The following is a 17489-nucleotide window of genomic DNA, read 5'->3' as shown; positions in this document are numbered from 1 at the left end:
CAAAAAGGATTATGCTATAGTTATCTAGGTAATCGAATAGAAGGACACAAAGCAAGCAGAAGCGCCCGCTTCTCACCTGATTGACGCATGAAGCTGTTGCCAGGTATGATGGGATTCATTTTTAGTAAATGACCGAAGTGTGGGCGTATTGTGCGCCCGCACTTTTTTTCATGAATCGGTGCATGTTCTGTAATCATTTTTGATGAACAGTTATGCTTATAAATTGCTTTGATCCGCGAAAATCCTTTGGAGGTGGCTCATTATTAGTAAAGACATGTTGGTCAATGAAGGGATTCGTGCCCGTGAAGTACGACTCATTGGAGCGAATGGCGATCAAATTGGAGTCAAGTCAAAACAAGAAGCGCTTGAAATGGCGCAAAATGTAAATCTTGATCTCGTATGTGTTGCACCTGCTGCGAAACCACCTGTGTGTCGCATTATGGACTACGGTAAATTCCGTTATGAGCAACAAAAGAAAGACAAAGAAGCACGTAAGAAACAAAAGGTCATCAACGTTAAAGAGGTTCGCTTGAGCCCGACAATTGAAGACCATGATTTCAATACGAAGCTTCGCAACGCTCGTAAATTCCTTGAAAAAGGAGACAAAGTAAAAGCAGCGATCCGTTTCCGCGGACGTGCGATTACTCACTCTCAGATAGGAAGAGTAGTATTAGAGCGTCTTGCAAAAGAATGTGAAGATGTTGCTGTCATTGAAGCTAAGCCTAAGATGGAAGGTCGTAGCATGTTCCTTATCTTAGCGCCTAAAACTGAAAAGTAACATCGACTAGCTTGAAGAAGATTAAAGGAGGACCTTAGTTATGCCTAAAATGAAAACTCATAGAGGCGCTGCGAAGCGTTTTAAAAAGACTGGATCTGGAAAGCTTAAGCGTGCGCACGGCTTCACTAGTCACTTATTTGGTAACAAGTCTCAAAAGCAAAAGCGTAAGCTACGTAAGTCTGCTATTGTACACTCTGGAGACTTCAAGCGTATTCGCTCAATGTTAACGTACAAAAAATAATTGATTCGTTCGGATGATTAAAAGGAGGGAACTTCGATGCCAAGAGTAAAAGGCGGTTATGTCGCTCGTCGTCGTCGTAAGAAGGTATTAAAGTTAGCAAAAGGATATTTCGGTTCTAAACATTTATTATTCAAATCAGCACAAGGACAAGTAATGAAGTCCTTACTATATGCTTATCGTGATCGTCGTCAAAAGAAACGTGATTTCCGTAAACTTTGGATTACACGTATCAACGCAGCTGCTCGTATGAATGGTCTTTCATACAGCCGTTTAATGCACGGACTTAAGCTTGCTGAAATCAACGTAAACCGTAAGATCCTTGCTGACCTTGCAGTGAACGATGCTGAAGCATTTGCACAATTAGCTGAAAAAGCTAAGTCAAGCCTAAACGCATAAAACAATGAAAAAGCGCGGCATTCTTGCTCGCGCTTTTTTTTATGAATACATAAAAGGTTACCAAAATAGAGGTGAGTCGATATAATGGAGTGGTTCATATATTTGTTGCTCATTAATATTACGTCTTATCTAGTGATGGGATACGATAAACGGCAAGCAATAGCTAAAAAAAGACGTGTATCTGAGAAAAATTTATTTTTATTAGTCCTTATTGGCGGCGGCGTTGGTATGTATATTGGGATGAAGGAATACCGTCACAAAACGAAGCATCGTACATTCACAGCTGGAATTCCTATCATTATTACCATTCAAATTATAGGAGTCGTTTTCATCATCCTGGGTCGTTAAACATATACTATTTAATAGACGCTAACGAAATGATATACAAAGAGAGGGGGAGCTTGCATGAATGAATTTTTAGATCGTTCGCTGTTATTTATTGAACAAAGCGGCTGGCTGGCTCCACTCTTCTTTATTTTGTTGCATGTGTTCAGACAAGCGTTTTTTATCCCGGTATTAATTGTTTGCTTGATTGGTGGATATCTATTTGGAACGCTGTATGGGTCGATTTATTCTATTATTGGTTTGACAGCTGTAAGTGTAGTATTCTATGGATTAGTGCGAATTGCTCCAGGACTTAAAAGAAAGCTGACGAATATTAAACAACATTTCTTTAAAGGACGCCAAGACTGGAACCTGCCGCAAATGATGATTATTCGAATGATGCCTTTGGTTCATTTTCATGTCGTTTCACTTTATTTAATTGAAACATCAAAGGGATTAAAAGAATATACAAAGAAATCATTTCTTGTCAGTATCCCTCCAGCAATATTATATACAGCATTTGGTGATATGATTCATGAGCTGCCTTTAGCAGGAACGATCGTATTTGCTGGGTTCCTGCTTTTATTATTTATGCTTTTTAGAAAGAAACAATCAAGTATGAGTTGGGAAGAGTTTTTCCAGACGAAAAAACCGTAGCATTTCCATAGTCAATGGAATGGTACGGTTTATTTTTATCTTTTCAGAAATTCTTTAATCGGGCTCTTCCATTCAATTTTTGCATTAGGGTATCTAAGTCTGATATCCTCTTCAATAAACTCGAAATCTTCACGATGCAGCCCTTTTAACCGCTCCGTATCTCTTGCCCAAATATAGATTGAAACAATTTCAAACGATTGTTCGGTCGTCCCTAAATATTTTTCCCCTTCAAACATAACTCCTTTGTAAGTCAGTAGAAAATTCTTTCTTACATTCTTTTCTTCATCTAAAAAGAAATACTGTCTGCGGTCATGAGCTTGTTCAAGTTTCCTTCTTGGGTGAAATACATATTTAATAGCGGAATATACAATAAACGCAATGGCGATAAGCAGTAGTAATCGAAATAAAATAACCATTTCTAGAAGCCCCTTTCGTGCGGGTTTTTTGTCTACTTACTAGTTTATACGAATCAGCTCTTCTTTGGTTGCAAAATGATGAAAAAAAATTGGTATAATAAATAAGAATGAATAGGAGTGATATGCATGATGAAGGATAATAATTTAAATGTAGAGCAATTATTTCAAACTCAAAAAAATCTTAATGACCGTATTTTAGAGGAGCATAATCTGACTGGGCATGACCTTTTTCAAGAGAAGCAGCTTGCATTTCTTGTGGAATTGGGAGAACTAGCAAATGAGACAAGATGCTTTAAGTATTGGAGTAAAAAAGGACCGGCTGAGAGATCTGTTATTTTAGAAGAATATGTTGATGGTCTTCACTTCGTTTTAACGCTAGGATTGTCTTTAGGGTATACTACTTTTGCAACGGATGAAAATGGTCAAGCCGAGCGAACGCTTACAGAACAATTTTTATATGTAATGGAATCCACTCATCGTTTAAATAGAAATCGAAATGAAGAGGATTTTCATAAACTCACGGCATCATTTATGAAACTTGGTGACATGCTTGGGTTTAGCGGCAAAGAGATTGAACAAGCGTATTTTGAAAAAAATAAAGTGAACCATGAAAGACAAGATCAAGGCTATTAACATTCTTTCGAAATAATTTGAGTTGCGAAACAATTTCATTTATACTAGTCGTATAGTACATACTAGTTATGGGTGAGCATGCATACCCATTGAAGGGGGAAATACATAATGACAAAGCTTGATGAAAAGCTGCAAATGCTAAAAGATTTGACGGATGCAAATGGGATTCCTGGTAATGAAAAAGAAGCTCGTGATGTGATGTCTAAATACATCAGCCCTTTTGCAGATGAAGTAACGACTGATGGGTTAGGAAGCCTTGTTGCTAAAAAGGTCGGATCAGAAGCTGGTCCTAAAATTATGGTAGCCGGACATCTAGATGAAATTGGTTTTATGGTCACAAGTATTGATGATAAAGGCTTCCTTCGTTTTCAAACAGTAGGCGGCTGGTGGGAACAGGTGATGCTTGCACAACGCGTTACGATCATGACAAAGAACGGTAATATTCCAGGGGTTGTCGGTTCAAAGCCACCGCATATTCTGCCTGCAGAAGCTCGTCGCAAGCCTGTTGATAAGAAGGATATGTTTATTGATATTGGTGCGACAAGCAAAGAAGAAGCAATGGAGTTTGGTGTTCGCCCAGGTGATTCTGTTGTGCCTGTATGCGAGTTTACGGTGATGAAAAATGAAAAGTTATTAATGGCAAAAGCATGGGATAATCGTATCGGTTGTGCAATTGCGATTGATGTATTACGTGAACTAAAAGATGTAGATCATCCAAATACAGTATATGGTGTAGGAACAGTTCAAGAGGAAGTTGGGTTACGCGGAGCCCGCACATCAGCTCACCTTATTGAGCCTGATATCGGCTTTGGTGTGGATGTAGGAATTGCTGGAGACACGCCTGGTGTAACAGAAAAAGAAGCATTAGCTAAAATGGGAGAAGGTCCGCAGATTGTATTGTACGATGCTTCAATGATCTCTCATAAAGGCTTGCGTGACTTTGTAGTAGATACAGCTGATGAACATAACGTCCCGTATCAATTTGACTCTATGGCTGGTGGAGGCACAGATTCTGGTGCCATTCACTTAACAGCTAACGGGGTGCCGGCTCTATCGATTACGGTGCCTACCCGCTATATTCATACACATGCTGCGATGCTTCACAGAGATGATTATGAAAACACAGTAAAGTTAATTGTTGAAGTCATTAAAAAGCTTGATAAAGAAACGGTAGAAGCCATTACGTATAATTAAGACCTAAGATTAAGATGATGAAATCCAGTCGGCCGCGGCTGGATTTTTTTATACACAGATCATACCGAAGCAGAAAGGAGATCACTGGGGTGGATAAGAACAAATGGACATTCTGCTTTAAACTTATCGTCATTTTTGCCTCATTATATTTGCTAGCTGGTATACTCGCTCCCTTGTTTAGAATGTAGCACAAGGGCATGGAATAAAAAAAGCATGAGTGAACGTCATCACTCATGCTCTCGTGTGTTATTGCAATCCTTGTGAAATTTGTTGGCAAAGCTGATCTTTTTCCTGCTCGTTCGCATTTTTCCAATACACTTCAAATAATACACCTAATCCAGGAAGCATCTTTTCTTCGCCTTTTTGGATCGCATCAACAATGGTTGCTTCTACTTCTTCCTCACTGCTGCCTTGAATATTAGCCATAATCGCTCCACGTAAATTAAAACCCACCTGAAACCACTCCTTTAATATGGAAATAAATTTCTTGCTTGCATTAGTATGTCACAAGCCGGACTGGATTATGAGCAAGAAAATCGGTATGATGTTTATAGAGATGAACGTAAAGGAGAAAAGCATGAAACGAATCGATTCTGTGAAAAATGAACAAGTAAAAGGCTGGAAGAAGCTGCATACAAAAAAAGGCCGTGATAAGGCAGGAAGATTTCTTATAGAAGGTTTTCACCTTGTGGAGGAAGCCCTAAAAGCGAAGTTCCACATAGAAGTTATTTTAATGACGGAACAAACGGTGCTGCCGCTTACTTGGGAGGTCAATGAAAATGACATCATCATCGTCAGTCCACAAGTGTTAAAAGAAATATCTGAAACAGAGACTCCTCAAGGCATCGCTGCGGTTTGTGCCATTCCAGCGCCCCCGTCTATGACTACATTAAGCGGTCAGTTTTTATTAATCGACCGAGTTCAAGACCCAGGGAATATAGGCACAATGATCCGTACAGCGGATGCAGCAGGTATGACAGGCGTTGTACTAGGAGAAGGAAGTGTTGACTTATTTAACAGCAAGGTGATTCGTGCTTCTCAAGGATCCATTTTCCATATGCCTGTTATACGAGGATCACTGATCGAATGGGTTGAAAAGTTAAAAGAAAGAAACATCCCTGTGTTTGGGACGTCTTTAACAGAAGCAAGTTCTTATACAGCGATTGAACCGCAGCCTGAATTCGCTTTGATTGTTGGGAATGAAGGAGAGGGCGTGCAAAACGAGCTGCTAGAGGGCAGTGATCAAAATATCTACATCCCTATATATGGACAGGCAGAGTCTTTAAATGTAGCAGTTGCCACAGGCATCCTGCTTTATTATTTAAAAGGCTAGGATAAGATATAGAGGATAGTCGCTTTTCGTTAACGAACGGTTGCATAAGCACTTAGAATTATCTATAATATAGAAGCAATTAAATAAGGGATATGTGACGAAAGAGAGTAGTACGTGTTAGACCGCCAAAAAGGGAGGGAATGCCTTGACTGAAAGCATTTCTATGGTAGGAATCACTGAATTCACTCTGGAGCAGACATCGGAGGGCAGCAGATTTTTCTGCATGTTAAGATGTTCCGGCAATGTGCCGTTATGACAATGAAGAATGTAATGAACAATTGTTGATTACAAATTAAGGGTGGTACCACGGTCTTCGTCCCTTTTGCGGGAGGCGAAGGCCTTTTTTGCGTTCGTATTAGAACGACATACTATAGATGATTGGTAAAAAAGGAGGAATTAGCATGCGTGAGCGTTTACAAGAGCTTAAAGAGCAAGCATTAGCACAAGTGACTGAAGCACAAGATGTGAAAGCATTGCAGGAAGTCCGCGTTGCTTATCTAGGTAAGAAAGGGCCTATTACTGAGGTACTTCGCGGCATGGGTAAATTATCAGCTGAAGAAAGACCGCTGATCGGCCAAATGGCAAATGAAGTTCGTGATGAGATTAAATCTGCGATTGAAACAAAAGAGGTGGCGCTAGAAACAGCAGCTGTAGAAGCGAAACTAGCGAAGGAAAGCATTGACGTGACTCTTCCAGGCCGTCCGCAAAAAACAGGAGCCCGCCATCCACTAACGGCTGTAGTTGAAGAAGTCGAGGATGCCTTTTTAGGGCTCGGATTTTCTGTAGCGGAAGGTCCAGAAGTGGAGACAGATTATTACAACTTTGAAGCACTGAACCTGCCAAAGGATCACCCCGCACGTGATATGCAGGACTCTTTCTATTTTACAGATGAATTATTACTAAGAACTCATACTTCGCCGGTACAAGCTCGTACGATGGAGAAGTTTGAAGGAAGAGGACCAGTGAAAATTATCTGCCCTGGTAAAGTATTCCGCCGTGATGATGATGATGCAACGCATTCTCATCAGTTTATGCAGATTGAAGGGTTATTCGTTGATAAAAATGTACGCATGAGTGACTTAAAGGGTGTTCTTGAAGCCTTTGCACAAAGCTTCTTTGGACCTGATCGCAGTATTCGTTTGCGTCCAAGTTTCTTCCCATTCACAGAGCCTTCTGTTGAAGTAGATGTTTCTTGTGGAATGTGCGGAGGAGAAGGCTGCCGCGTATGTAAAAACACTGGATGGATTGAAGTGCTAGGAGCAGGGATGATCCATCCGAAAGTTCTTGAAATGAGCGGTTTTGATTCAAAAGAATACAGTGGATTTGCTTTTGGAATGGGTGTAGAGCGATTAGCGATGCTTAAATATGATATTGATGATATTCGTCATTTCTATACAAATGATGTACGCTTTTTAGCGCAATTTAAACGGGTGTAAGGAGGAGAAGTGAATCATGTTAGTTTCTTATAAATGGCTGCAAGATTACGTAAAAGTAGATGATGTGACACCAAAAGAAATCGCTGAAAAAATGACACGCGGCGGAATTGAAATTGATTTTGTTCATGAATTGAATCAAGGAGTGCGTGGTGTTGTCGTAGGGTATGTTCGTTCATGTGAACAGCACCCAAATGCAGATAAATTAAATGTCTGCCAAGTAGATATCGGAGAAGAGGAACCAGTTCAAATTGTCTGCGGTGCAAAGAATATAGCAGCAGGTCAATATGTAGCGGTAGCCAAAGTTGGGGGAGTACTTCCTGGCAACTTCAAAATTAAAAAGGCTAAACTTCGCGGTGAGGCTTCTCACGGTATGATTTGTTCACTTCAGGAACTAGGAATTGAGAGCAAACTTGTACATAAAGATTTTGCAGAAGGTATTTATGTATTCAAGGAAGAGGTTGAAGTAGGGGCAGATGCTCTTGCTCTCTTGAATTTAGATGATACAGTGTTAGAGCTTGATCTTACACCGAACCGTTCAGATTGTTTAAACATGTTAGGTGTCGCGTATGAGGTTGCTGCACTTTATGATCGTGAGGTAGAGTTACCTGCTGTTTCCCTGCAAACTAATGACGAGCATGCCTCAGATTACATTGATGTAAATGTGGAAAATACCGATGACAACCCTTATTACGGTGCAACGATTATAAAAGATGTAAAAGTAGGGCCATCCCCGTTATGGCTGCAAAACCGTCTGACAGCTGCTGGAATTCGTCCAATCAGCAATGTGGTTGATATTACTAACTATGTGCTGCTTGAATATGGTCAGCCGCTTCATGCCTTTGATTATGATAAGTTTGGATCAAAAGAAGTAGTGGTTCGCCGTGCCCGTGAAGGCGAGAAAATGATTACACTTGATGAGGCAGAACGAGCGCTTAGCACTGATCACCTTCTTATTACAAATGGAGAGAAACCGATGGCCATTGCTGGAGTTATGGGCGGTCAAACTTCAGAAGTAAGTGATGAAACGACTACCATTCTTCTTGAAGCAGCCTACTTTAATCCGGCTGCAGTGAGAAAAGCTTCTCGTGACCTTGGACTACGCAGTGATTCAAGTGCTCGCTTTGAAAAAGGCGTAGACCCGAGCCGTGTAAAAGCTGCCGGAGAACGCGCTGCAGCACTTATTGCACAACTATGCGATGGTACCATTGTATCTGGTGTGGTGGAGTCTGATCAATTAAACAGAGAAGAAGTACAAGTGCACCTTAACTTACCACGCATGAATAATCGTCTAGGTACAGACATCTCAAAAGCAGATGTGGAGGGTATTTTTAACCGTCTGCAGTTTACGTATGAGGATCAAGGAGAAACCCTTGTGATCAGTGCTCCGACTCGCCGTGGTGATATTCAGATTGAGGAAGATTTGTTTGAAGAAGTGGCAAGGTTGTACGGTTATGATACGATCCCAACGACATTGCCTGTAGGAGCAACGACTCAAGGAGCATTAACACCTTATCAAGCAAAACGCCGCCGCGTTCGCCGCTACCTTGAAAGTGTGGGTCTTACTCAAGCGATTACGTATTCATTAACAAGTCCTAAAAAAGCAGAGGGATTTGCAGAGGAGTCTCCGGCAGAATCGGCTGTACGTTTAGCGATGCCGATGAGTGAAGACCGCAGCACAATGCGCACAAGCTTAATCCCGCATTTATTTGATGTGTTAACCTATAATCTTAACCGTAAAAATCAAGATCTTCATTTGTATGAAGTTGGATCGATCTTCACAAGTGAGGAAAAGGTGCTGACAAGTCAGCCGGTAGAGCGAGAAATGGTAGCAGCAGCATTTACGGGGTTATGGCTTGAACATCCATGGCAAGGCGAGAAAAAGCCTGTAGATTTCTTTGTAGTAAAAGGAGTTGTAGAAGGATTATTTGCTGAATTGGGGTTAGAAGATCAGGTAAACTTCAAGCAAGCAAAGCGTCCTAAAATGCACCCAGGCCGTACGGCTGTGATCATGCTGAATGATGTAGAAGCAGGATTTATCGGTCAAGTCCACCCTTCTACTGAAAAAGAAGAGGACTTGCGTGAAACGTATGTCTTCCAGCTTGATTTAGAAATGTTATTAAACGTTGATGTTGAAGATGTGGTGTATCAAGGCCTGCCAAGATTCCCGTCCATCCAAAGAGATATTGCCCTTGTAGTAAACAGTGAAGTACAAGCAGGGGAAGTTGAAAAAGTGATCAGCCAAACTGGAGGATCTCTCTTGCGCTCTGTTCAGTTATTTGACCTTTATCAAGGTGAGCATATGGAAGAAGGCAAGAAATCATTAGCTTTCTCATTAACTTACTTAGATCCAGAAAAAACGCTGACGGATGAAGATGTTACTCTTGTCCATGAAAAAGTGCTGGAGGAACTGCAAGCACAAATCGGAGCTTCTTTAAGATCTTAATATAAGTGGTTTGAACCCCCTGCCTAAAAGGAAAAGATAAGGCAGGGGGTTCTTTTAAATTGGTTGAAGGAGAGTGGCATCACTGAAAAAGCGTTATGTACTTATTGTAATATTATCTATTCTAGTTATCGTTACACTTTATGGGATCTACCGTCCGCTTCCTGAAGGGGTTTCTTATGAAAGTGATTCTTATTACGTGAATAATATAGATTTTTTATACGATTTAACGTATCAAAAGGATGGTCTCATCCAGATGGAGCATGAGGTTTTCACAGCAATTGAAGAGGCTGTAAGTGAAGCTGAAGAGTTTATCGTATTTGATATGTTTTTGTATAATGACTTTTATGACCCAGAGCTGGATTTCCCCCCTCTTAGCCAGCATATGACAGATGTATTAATTGAGAAAAAACAAGCAGAACCTGATATTGAAATGCTTGTTTTATCAGATGAAATTAATACAACGTATGGCTCGCATAAGTCACAGCATTTTGAGCAGCTGCGTGATGCAGGGATTGATGTGGTTGTTGTTGATGTAACGCAGCTGCGTGATTCAAACCCTTTATACTCGGGCATTTGGAGAACCTTTATACAATGGTTTGGTCAATCAGGCAGCGGCTGGCTTCCTAATGCCTTTAGTCCGGAAGCTCCAGACGTGACATTAAGATCTTATTTAAAACTATTTAATGTAAAAGCAAATCATCGTAAAGTAGTAGCAACAGAGAAAACAGCAATTATTTCTTCTGCAAATCCTCACGATGCCAGTGCTTATCATTCAAATATTGCTATTCAAGTAGATGGGCCGATTATTGATGAGCTTGTGTACACTGAAAATGCTGCAAGCGAATTTTCAGATGGTCCGACAATTGATGTTGAAGCTCGTCCGGCAGAAGAAGGGAAAGCAGAAGTTAGGGTGATTACGGAAGGCAGAATATATGAACGTACGTTAGAGTTAATAGATGAAGCAGAAAGCGGAGATGAGCTGTGGTTTGCAATGTTTTACCTATCTGACCGCGACGTTATTAACTCCCTCATTGATGCTTCAAACAGGGGTGTTCAAGTACGCTTAGTGCTAGACCCTAATAAAGATGCGTTTGGACAAGAAAAGGTGGGCTTGCCAAATCGTCCGGTAGCAGCGGAATTACTAGAAGAAGGTCCAATCGAGGTTAGATGGTACGATACGATTGGCGAACAATTTCATCCAAAATTAATGGCAAGAAAAACTGAAGATCAAACTACTGTTATTGGAGGATCAGCTAACTTTACAAGCCGTAACTTACGCGACTATAATTTAGAGACAAACCTATGGGTAAAGGCACCGAATGAGCAGGAATTCTCACAAGATATCACCAGCTATTTTGAGCGGGTTTGGAACAATGAACAAGGGCATTATACAGTGCCGTACGAAGAATATGAAGATAATACAACATGGCTGACGAGGTTCTTATACCGCATGCAAAAAATTACAGGCTTAACAACTTATTAAGATGCGATCAACCACTGCCGCAAGACTCGGCAGTGGTTTCTTTGAAACCTTTCTTTTTTTTCCAATAGAAGAAACTAGGATATTTCCATCAACCCTTCTTCGTGTTATGATAAACGGAGGATTTTGTCGGCTTTGTATATCGTTTGTGTATAATGGTATAGAAGACACTGTGCATAATGCTTTAAAGTATTGTGCAAGTTGAGTGAATAAATGAAGGAACAATGTCGAGATAGGAGGCTTCTTTTGTGTCTAAGAAAAAAGAAAAGCAACGGACAACTGTTTCAATCTATGGTCAAAACTATACGGTTGTCGGTCAAGAATCTCCGGCACATATAAAAGAAGTGGCGCAAGAGGTTGACCAAAAAATGAGAGAAATAAAAAAAAGAAATCCTTATTTAGATACAACGCGTCTTGCTGTACTAACAGCTGTAAATGTAGTGGATGAATGTAAAAAGTTACAGTTGAGATTAGAGCAAGAAATAAACGAGCGAGATAAATCAGATTTAGGTCGAAGGGAATTAAACCGATCCGAACCAAGTCGATCTGAATCAAACGAAACAAAGGGATCAAACCGTACGACAGGAGACGAATAATATGTTGAGCTTTCTTATCCTTCTACTCTTATTAATGAGTTTCTTTATAGGACGTAGACGTGGACTTATTTTGCAGCTGATTCATCTAGTTGGATTTATAGTATCCTTGTATGTGGCTTATACTTACTATCAAGAGGTCGCATCCTATATCCAGCTCTGGATTCCATATCCTCAATTTTCACAAGACAGCACTGTAGGAATGATTATTAGTTCCTTTAATGGCGAGAGCGTGTATTACTCTGGGATTGCTTTTGCTATTCTATTCTTTGGAACAAAAATTCTACTTCATATTGTAGGGTCAATGATAGATTTTGTAGCACATCTACCAATCTTAAGATCAATTAATCGTTTACTAGGAAGCATTTTTTGTTTTGTAGAAACCTACTTAATTCTATTTATTCTGCTGTATGTGGCGGCATTGCTGCCGGTTGATCTTATTCAAGATCAACTGCAGCGCTCGATTGTTGCTCAAACAATGATGAATTACACGCCGTTTTTATCTGATTGGATCCGTGACTTATGGATTCGAAATGATTTAGGGGCATAAAACGAAGAGGTCTGACCGAAATGGTTAGACCTTTTTCTATGATTGCTTGAATTCTTGATTTTACCTGTTAGAAATCGGTATGATGGTGAATAGGAGAAAGGAACGGTGAGTGTATTGAACAAAAAAGAGGTTATTAAAACACTGGAGACCATTGCGATTTATTTGGAAATTAAAGGGGAAAACCCGTTTAAGATATCTGCCTATAGAAAAGCAGCTCAAGCTCTTGAAACTGATGAGCGGACACTTAGTCAAATTGAAGATCCTGTAAAGTTAAACGGTATTGGAAAAGGGACTGCCGAAGTCATTAATGAGCTTAAGGATACAGGAGAGTCCACATTATTAAAAGAGCTAAGTGAAGATGTCCCGGCAGGTTTAATTCCATTGCTAAAAGTTCAAGGGCTGGGCGGTAAAAAGATCGGCAAGCTCTATCAAGAGCTGGGGGTTGTAGATGCCGTCACATTAAAGCAAGCGTGTGAAGATAAAAAAGTACAAGCTTTAGCTGGGTTCGGCAAAAAGACGGAAGAGAAAATTTTGGTAGCGCTTGAAGAGGCTATGACAAGACCGGAACGACTGGCTCTTCCTTTAGTATTGCCGGTTGCTGTATGGGTTGAAGGGCAGCTTGCGCAAATGTCAGATATTGAAAAGTATTCTAGAGCCGGCAGCTTACGCAGGCTTCGCGAAACGGTGAAAGATCTTGATTTCATCATTGCAACTAATAACCCTGCTAAAGTAAGAGAGCAGTTAGTGTCACTTGAAGGAGCGGGGAAAGTGATTGCAAACGGCGACACCAAGGTCTCGTTAGAAATCGAACAAGAATTCCCGATCTCAGTTGATTTCAGATTAGTGAAGCCAGAGGAATTTGCTACGACGCTTCATCATTTTACTGGCTCAAAAAATCATAATGTGAAAATGCGTCAGCTTGCAAAAAAACGAGGCGAAAAGATTAGTGAATACGGGGTAGAAAATAGTGAAACGGGTGAAGTGAAGACATTTGAAGATGAAGAAGCTTTTTTTGCCCATTTCGGTCTAGCCTACATCCCGCCGGAAGCTAGAGAAGACCAAGGTGAGGTTGAGTATTACGAGTCGGAGAAAGAGTATGTCGATTTAGAGCATATCCACGGAGATCTCCATATGCATACGACGTGGAGTGACGGAGCCAATTCAATTGAAGAAATGGTAAAAGCAGCTCAAGCTAGAGGGTATGATTATATTGCAATTACAGATCACTCAAAGTATTTAAAGGTGGCAAATGGGTTAACCGTAAAACGCCTTAAAGAGCAGCATGAAAAGATTCGTGAACTGAATCAGCAATACGATGATTTTACGATTTTCACCGGTATTGAAATGGATATTCTGCCTGATGGAACGCTTGACTATGATGATTCTATTTTATCAGAAGTAGATTTTGTGATTGCCTCGATCCACTCTTCTTTTTCACAAAAACAAGAGGTGATTATGGATCGGTTGAAAACGGCTTTAACGAATCATCATGTGGATTTAATTGCCCATCCGACCGGTAGAGTACTTGGCAGACGTAAGGGCTATGATGTTGATCTAGAAGCTCTCATTCAATTAGCAAAAGAAACGAATACGGCTCTTGAGCTGAATGCAAATCCGAACCGTCTTGATTTAGCGGCCGAATGGCTCAAAAAAGCTGCTGAAGCAGGAGTTGTTCTTTCAGTAAATACAGATGCTCATCATATAGATGGGTTAACTGATATGAAATATGGTGTGGCGCAAGCAAGAAGAGCTATGCTGAAAAAAGAACAAGTACTTAATATGTGGGGCGTAAAAGAAGTGAGGGCATTTTTAAATCGCCATGACAACTAAAGATATAAAATGGTTTTATAAAGGAGTAAATAGATGGAACGTGTATTAAGGGTATTAGAATACAACAAAATGAAGCAGCAGCTGCAAGAGCATGTGGCCTCTTCTTTAGGCAAGCAGCTTGTTCATACACTTAAGCCGCATGTGGACCTAGAAGACGTTGCACGCAGTCAAAAGGAAACGTCTGAGGGGGCTACTGTTTTAAGATTAAAAGGTCACGTGCCTCTAGGTGGTATTTTTGATGTGACTGCACATGCGAAGCGAGCGCAGATAGGCGGAGCATTGGCTGCTGGTGAATTAATTGAAATTGCGAGTACCATTTACGGAGGCAGACAATTAAAGAAATTCATTGAGACGATGGTCGAAGAAGAAGAACTTGAACTGCCTCATCTTTATTATTACACACAACAAATAGAGTCTTTAACGGATGTAGAGCGTGCGGTCAAACAATGCATTGATGATAATGGACATGTGCTGGATTCTGCAAGCCCGGCCCTTAGAACGATTCGACAACAAGTAAGAAGTTATGAGTCATCGGTCAGATCGAAGCTTGAAAGTATCACACGTTCTTCTAACACTCAGAAAATGCTCTCAGATGCGATTGTAACGATTAGAAATGACCGCTTTGTTATTCCAGTAAAACAAGAGTATCGCAGTGCTTTTGGCGGGATTGTACATGATCAATCTGCTTCCGGAGCAACCCTTTTTATCGAACCGCAGGCAATTGTTACTATTAACAATCAATTGCGTGAAGCAAAAGTAAAAGAAGCACATGAGGTTGAGCGGATTTTAGCAGAGCTGTCTGCCCTCATTTCAGAGCATGCAGAGGCAATTTTAATTAATCTTGAGCAATTAGCTCAGCTTGATTTTATCTTTTCAAAAGCTCATTATGCAAAACGAATTAAAGCAACAGCCCCGCTGCTTAATGATCGTGGCTACATTCATTTGAAAAGAGCAAGACACCCGCTGCTTGCTGATGAGGAAGTTGTTCCGATTGATGTGATCCTCGGAGACGAATACCGTTCATTAATTATTACAGGACCAAATACGGGCGGTAAAACGGTCACTTTAAAAACAGTAGGACTCTTAACATTAATGGCTCAATCAGGATTGCATGTACCGGTTGACGAGGAATCTGAAGTAGCCGTATTTAAGCAAATATTTGCTGATATCGGTGATGAGCAGTCAATTGAACAAAGTTTAAGTACGTTCTCAAGTCATATGACAAATATTGTGGACATTTTAGGTAAGGTTGACTTTCAAAGCCTGGTCTTATTTGATGAGCTTGGTGCAGGGACAGATCCGACAGAAGGTGCTGCACTAGCTATTTCTATCTTAGATGATGTGTATAAAAGAGGGGCATGTGTTGTTGCGACCACCCATTACAGTGAGTTAAAAGGCTATGCATATAACCGAGAAGGGGCAATGAATGCAAGTGTTGAATTTGATGTAGAAACACTGCGACCAACTTATCGTTTACTTATAGGAGTTCCTGGCCGCAGTAATGCCTTTGCCATTTCAAGACGGCTTGGCCTTGATGAGCGCATTATCGAATCAGCGAAAGAACAAATTGATAGTGAAACGAATCAAATTGAAAATATGATTGCCTCTTTAGAGACAAGCCAAAAATCTGCTGAATCTGAATGGGCAGAGGCAAGCGAGATCAGGAAAAAAGCTGAAACATTAAGAAATGAGTTAATGGCTCAAATAGAACAATTAGAAGAACAAAAGGAACGTGTCTTAAAAGAAGCCGAAGATAAAGCGAAAGCTGCAGTTGAGTCTGCTAAAGAAGAAGCCGAATTTATCATTGGTGAACTAAGAGAAATGCAAAAAGAAGGCCTGAATGTTAAGGAGCATCAATTAATTGATGCAAAAAAACATTTAGAAGAAGCAGCACCAAAACTGACGGCAAAGCAAAAGAAAGTGAAAAAGGAAGCTGCGAGAGCGAAAGCGAAGCAGACAATTAAAGCCGGCGACGATGTTAAAGTATTAAGCTTCGGGCAAAAAGGGCATGTCATTGAACAGGTCAATGAGAAAGAATATAACGTTCAAATCGGCATTATGAAGATGAAAGTCAAAGCAGATGACTTACAGCTCTTAGATAAACCAAAACAAGTAGAGGCAAAGCCTCTTGCTACTGTCAGAGGCAGCGAGCATCATGTGAAACCTGAACTTGATCTTCGCGGAGAGCGGTATGAGGATGCTATGTTAAAAGTAGAAAAATATATTGATGATGCGCTATTGGCTGGTTATCATCAAGTGTCAATTATTCATGGGAAAGGGACAGGTGCTCTCAGAAAAGGAGTTAAGCAATTAGTGAGTAAGCATCCAAGAATAAAAGCAGCTCGTGACGGCGGGATGAATGAAGGCGGTCTTGGCAATACGGTGATTGAATTAAAATAGACCTTTGAAAAAACGTGCTTGTAGAGATTGAACAGGTTATAAGTAATTGACTAGAGTTAGAAACGAGTGAAGGAGAATAGGATGGAGTCTTTTTTCGAGCTTGAATTAATCAAGACTGCGGCATATTACAGTGTTTCCTTGCTAGCGCTAATCGTCTTTTTAGCTGTATTTGAAACGGTAACGAAATACAAAAACTGGGATGAAATCAAAAATGGCAACATTGCAGTGGCACTTGCAACTGGAGGAAAGATCTTTGGTGTAGCCAACATCTTTAGGCACTCCATTGAACACTCCGACTCACTTTTAATGATGCTAGGATGGGGAGTACTTGGCTTTGCGCTGTTGCTTTTTAGTTATTTTATATTTGAATTCTTAACGCCAAGCTTCAAAGTGGATGAAGAGATTGCTCGCGATAACCGTGCTGTTGGCTTTATCGCGATGGTGATTTCAATTGGTCTGTCTTATGTCATAGGAGCGAGCATTATAAGCAGAAGTTAAAGGGGAGAAGGTACGTTGGAAACGTTAATGAAAATATTGTATGTATGCTGCGGGGCGTTTATTTTAGCTGGTATCATTTACATGATGTTCTTTGCAGCTTCATAAAATAGATAAAGGCTGTGCGAATGTATTTTGCACAGTCTTTTTTATCGGATAAATAAGAACTAGGAAAAAAGTTCAGAAAATTTTAAAAAAAAGATTCAAAATTGTAAGCGATTACAATACAATAGTATTAGAGGAGAGTGGCACACAAGAAAGGAGAATGGAGAAAGGGGTAAGGAGATGAC

Annotated in this window: 17 protein-coding genes, 1 pseudogene and 1 other annotated feature; of the genes and pseudogenes, 16 read left to right on the top strand and 2 right to left on the bottom strand. The window is 40.4% G+C overall.

What is annotated here, in order from left to right; genetic code table 11:
• Window positions 1–47: 47 nt before the first annotated feature.
• Window positions 48–174, top strand: a sequence feature (ribosomal protein L20 leader region).
• Window positions 175–274: 100 nt separating this feature from the next.
• The 5 genes from infC to PQ478_RS16975 all read left to right on the top strand — a co-directional run bounded on the left by infC (window position 275) and on the right by PQ478_RS16975 (window position 2396).
• Window positions 275–778, top strand: coding sequence for a translation initiation factor IF-3 (infC, locus tag PQ478_RS16995; protein WP_012959996.1), 504 nt, complete (start codon window positions 275–277; stop codon window positions 776–778).
• A 40-nt stretch (window positions 779–818) separates the two neighbouring features.
• Window positions 819–1019 (top strand): 50S ribosomal protein L35, encoded by a 201-nt coding sequence (gene rpmI / locus PQ478_RS16990; RefSeq protein WP_012959995.1) that lies wholly within the window; start codon window positions 819–821, stop codon window positions 1017–1019.
• 36 nt (window positions 1020–1055) lie between these two features.
• Window positions 1056–1415, top strand: coding sequence for a 50S ribosomal protein L20 (rplT, locus tag PQ478_RS16985; RefSeq protein WP_012959994.1), 360 nt, complete (start codon window positions 1056–1058; stop codon window positions 1413–1415).
• 84 nt (window positions 1416–1499) lie between these two features.
• Entirely contained in the window at window positions 1500–1763 is a 264-nt protein-coding gene (locus PQ478_RS16980; RefSeq protein WP_289234942.1) for a DUF1294 domain-containing protein, read from the top strand.
• A 57-nt stretch (window positions 1764–1820) separates the two neighbouring features.
• The gene (locus tag PQ478_RS16975; protein ID WP_012959992.1) at window positions 1821–2396 is read left to right on the top strand and encodes a TVP38/TMEM64 family protein; all 576 of its coding nucleotides are present in this window, start codon (window positions 1821–1823) and stop codon (window positions 2394–2396) included.
• Between the two features lie 35 nt (window positions 2397–2431).
• Here the strand turns inward: PQ478_RS16975 and PQ478_RS16970 are convergent, their stop codons facing one another.
• Complete coding sequence (locus tag PQ478_RS16970) at window positions 2432–2812, bottom strand: hypothetical protein (RefSeq protein ID WP_012959991.1); 381 nt, start codon at window positions 2810–2812, stop codon at window positions 2432–2434.
• A gap of 126 nt (window positions 2813–2938) precedes the next feature.
• Between PQ478_RS16970 and PQ478_RS16965 the strand changes: the two genes are divergently transcribed.
• A complete protein-coding gene (locus PQ478_RS16965) occupies window positions 2939–3445 on the top strand; it encodes a dUTP diphosphatase (protein WP_289234941.1) in 507 nt (168 codons plus the stop codon).
• A gap of 108 nt (window positions 3446–3553) precedes the next feature.
• Window positions 3554–4639: a M42 family metallopeptidase gene (locus PQ478_RS16960; protein WP_289234940.1), complete on the top strand. Its 1086-nt coding sequence runs from the start codon at window positions 3554–3556 to the stop codon at window positions 4637–4639.
• Between the two features lie 246 nt (window positions 4640–4885).
• Here PQ478_RS16960 and sspI read toward each other — a convergent pair whose 3' ends face one another.
• Window positions 4886–5092 (bottom strand): small acid-soluble spore protein SspI, encoded by a 207-nt coding sequence (gene sspI, locus PQ478_RS16955; RefSeq protein ID WP_012959988.1) that lies wholly within the window; start codon window positions 5090–5092, stop codon window positions 4886–4888.
• 124 nt (window positions 5093–5216) lie between these two features.
• Here sspI and PQ478_RS16950 point away from each other — a divergent pair, with 124 nt between their 5' ends.
• The 9 genes and pseudogenes from PQ478_RS16950 to PQ478_RS16910 all read left to right on the top strand — a co-directional run bounded on the left by PQ478_RS16950 (window position 5217) and on the right by PQ478_RS16910 (window position 17202).
• Window positions 5217–5972 (top strand): TrmH family RNA methyltransferase, encoded by a 756-nt coding sequence (locus PQ478_RS16950; protein ID WP_289234939.1) that lies wholly within the window; start codon window positions 5217–5219, stop codon window positions 5970–5972.
• A 401-nt stretch (window positions 5973–6373) separates the two neighbouring features.
• Entirely contained in the window at window positions 6374–7408 is a 1035-nt protein-coding gene (pheS, locus tag PQ478_RS16945; RefSeq protein WP_012959986.1) for a phenylalanine--tRNA ligase subunit alpha, read from the top strand.
• Between the two features lie 16 nt (window positions 7409–7424).
• On the top strand, window positions 7425–9851 hold the full coding sequence (gene pheT, locus PQ478_RS16940) for a phenylalanine--tRNA ligase subunit beta (protein WP_289234938.1): 2427 nt from the start codon (window positions 7425–7427) through the stop codon (window positions 9849–9851).
• Window positions 9852–9924: 73 nt separating this feature from the next.
• A complete protein-coding gene (locus PQ478_RS16935; RefSeq protein ID WP_289234937.1) occupies window positions 9925–11334 on the top strand; it encodes a phospholipase D family protein in 1410 nt (469 codons plus the stop codon).
• Window positions 11335–11579: 245 nt separating this feature from the next.
• Window positions 11580–11828: pseudogene (zapA, locus tag PQ478_RS16930) on the top strand (cell division protein ZapA); the annotation flags it as partial.
• Between the two features lie 100 nt (window positions 11829–11928).
• Window positions 11929–12474 carry a CvpA family protein gene (locus PQ478_RS16925; protein WP_289234936.1) on the top strand — a complete coding sequence of 182 codons (546 nt, stop codon included), beginning with the start codon at window positions 11929–11931 and terminating at the stop codon, window positions 12472–12474.
• Window positions 12475–12588: 114 nt separating this feature from the next.
• Window positions 12589–14304 (top strand): DNA polymerase/3'-5' exonuclease PolX, encoded by a 1716-nt coding sequence (gene polX / locus PQ478_RS16920; RefSeq protein ID WP_289237004.1) that lies wholly within the window; start codon window positions 12589–12591, stop codon window positions 14302–14304.
• 33 nt (window positions 14305–14337) lie between these two features.
• Window positions 14338–16704 carry an endonuclease MutS2 gene (locus PQ478_RS16915; RefSeq protein ID WP_289234935.1) on the top strand — a complete coding sequence of 789 codons (2367 nt, stop codon included), beginning with the start codon at window positions 14338–14340 and terminating at the stop codon, window positions 16702–16704.
• 81 nt (window positions 16705–16785) lie between these two features.
• Entirely contained in the window at window positions 16786–17202 is a 417-nt protein-coding gene (locus tag PQ478_RS16910; protein WP_012959979.1) for a DUF350 domain-containing protein, read from the top strand.
• Window positions 17203–17489: the final 287 nt, after the last annotated feature.

Origin of the sequence: Alkalihalophilus pseudofirmus, assembly GCF_029094545.1 — a bacterium.
Lineage (GTDB): Bacteria > Bacillota > Bacilli > Bacillales > Bacillaceae_D > Alkalihalophilus > Alkalihalophilus pseudofirmus.
This window is presented reverse-complemented; position numbering and strand designations above follow the sequence as displayed.

Coding starts and splice junctions, on each gene's coding strand:
- rpmI (WP_012959995.1), top strand. CDS start 819: ATGCCTAAAATGAAAACTCATAGAGGCGCTGCGAAGCGTTTTAAAAAG.
- pheT (WP_289234938.1), top strand. CDS start 7,425: ATGTTAGTTTCTTATAAATGGCTGCAAGATTACGTAAAAGTAGATGAT.
- PQ478_RS16950 (WP_289234939.1), top strand. CDS start 5,217: ATGAAACGAATCGATTCTGTGAAAAATGAACAAGTAAAAGGCTGGAAG.
- PQ478_RS16975 (WP_012959992.1), top strand. CDS start 1,821: ATGAATGAATTTTTAGATCGTTCGCTGTTATTTATTGAACAAAGCGGC.
- PQ478_RS16910 (WP_012959979.1), top strand. CDS start 16,786: ATGGAGTCTTTTTTCGAGCTTGAATTAATCAAGACTGCGGCATATTAC.
- infC (WP_012959996.1), top strand. CDS start 275: ATGTTGGTCAATGAAGGGATTCGTGCCCGTGAAGTACGACTCATTGGA.
- rplT (WP_012959994.1), top strand. CDS start 1,056: ATGCCAAGAGTAAAAGGCGGTTATGTCGCTCGTCGTCGTCGTAAGAAG.
- PQ478_RS16970 (WP_012959991.1), bottom strand. CDS start 2,812: ATGGTTATTTTATTTCGATTACTACTGCTTATCGCCATTGCGTTTATT.
- PQ478_RS16915 (WP_289234935.1), top strand. CDS start 14,338: ATGGAACGTGTATTAAGGGTATTAGAATACAACAAAATGAAGCAGCAG.
- PQ478_RS16980 (WP_289234942.1), top strand. CDS start 1,500: ATGGAGTGGTTCATATATTTGTTGCTCATTAATATTACGTCTTATCTA.
- pheS (WP_012959986.1), top strand. CDS start 6,374: ATGCGTGAGCGTTTACAAGAGCTTAAAGAGCAAGCATTAGCACAAGTG.
- PQ478_RS16960 (WP_289234940.1), top strand. CDS start 3,554: ATGACAAAGCTTGATGAAAAGCTGCAAATGCTAAAAGATTTGACGGAT.
- PQ478_RS16965 (WP_289234941.1), top strand. CDS start 2,939: ATGATGAAGGATAATAATTTAAATGTAGAGCAATTATTTCAAACTCAA.
- PQ478_RS16925 (WP_289234936.1), top strand. CDS start 11,929: ATGTTGAGCTTTCTTATCCTTCTACTCTTATTAATGAGTTTCTTTATA.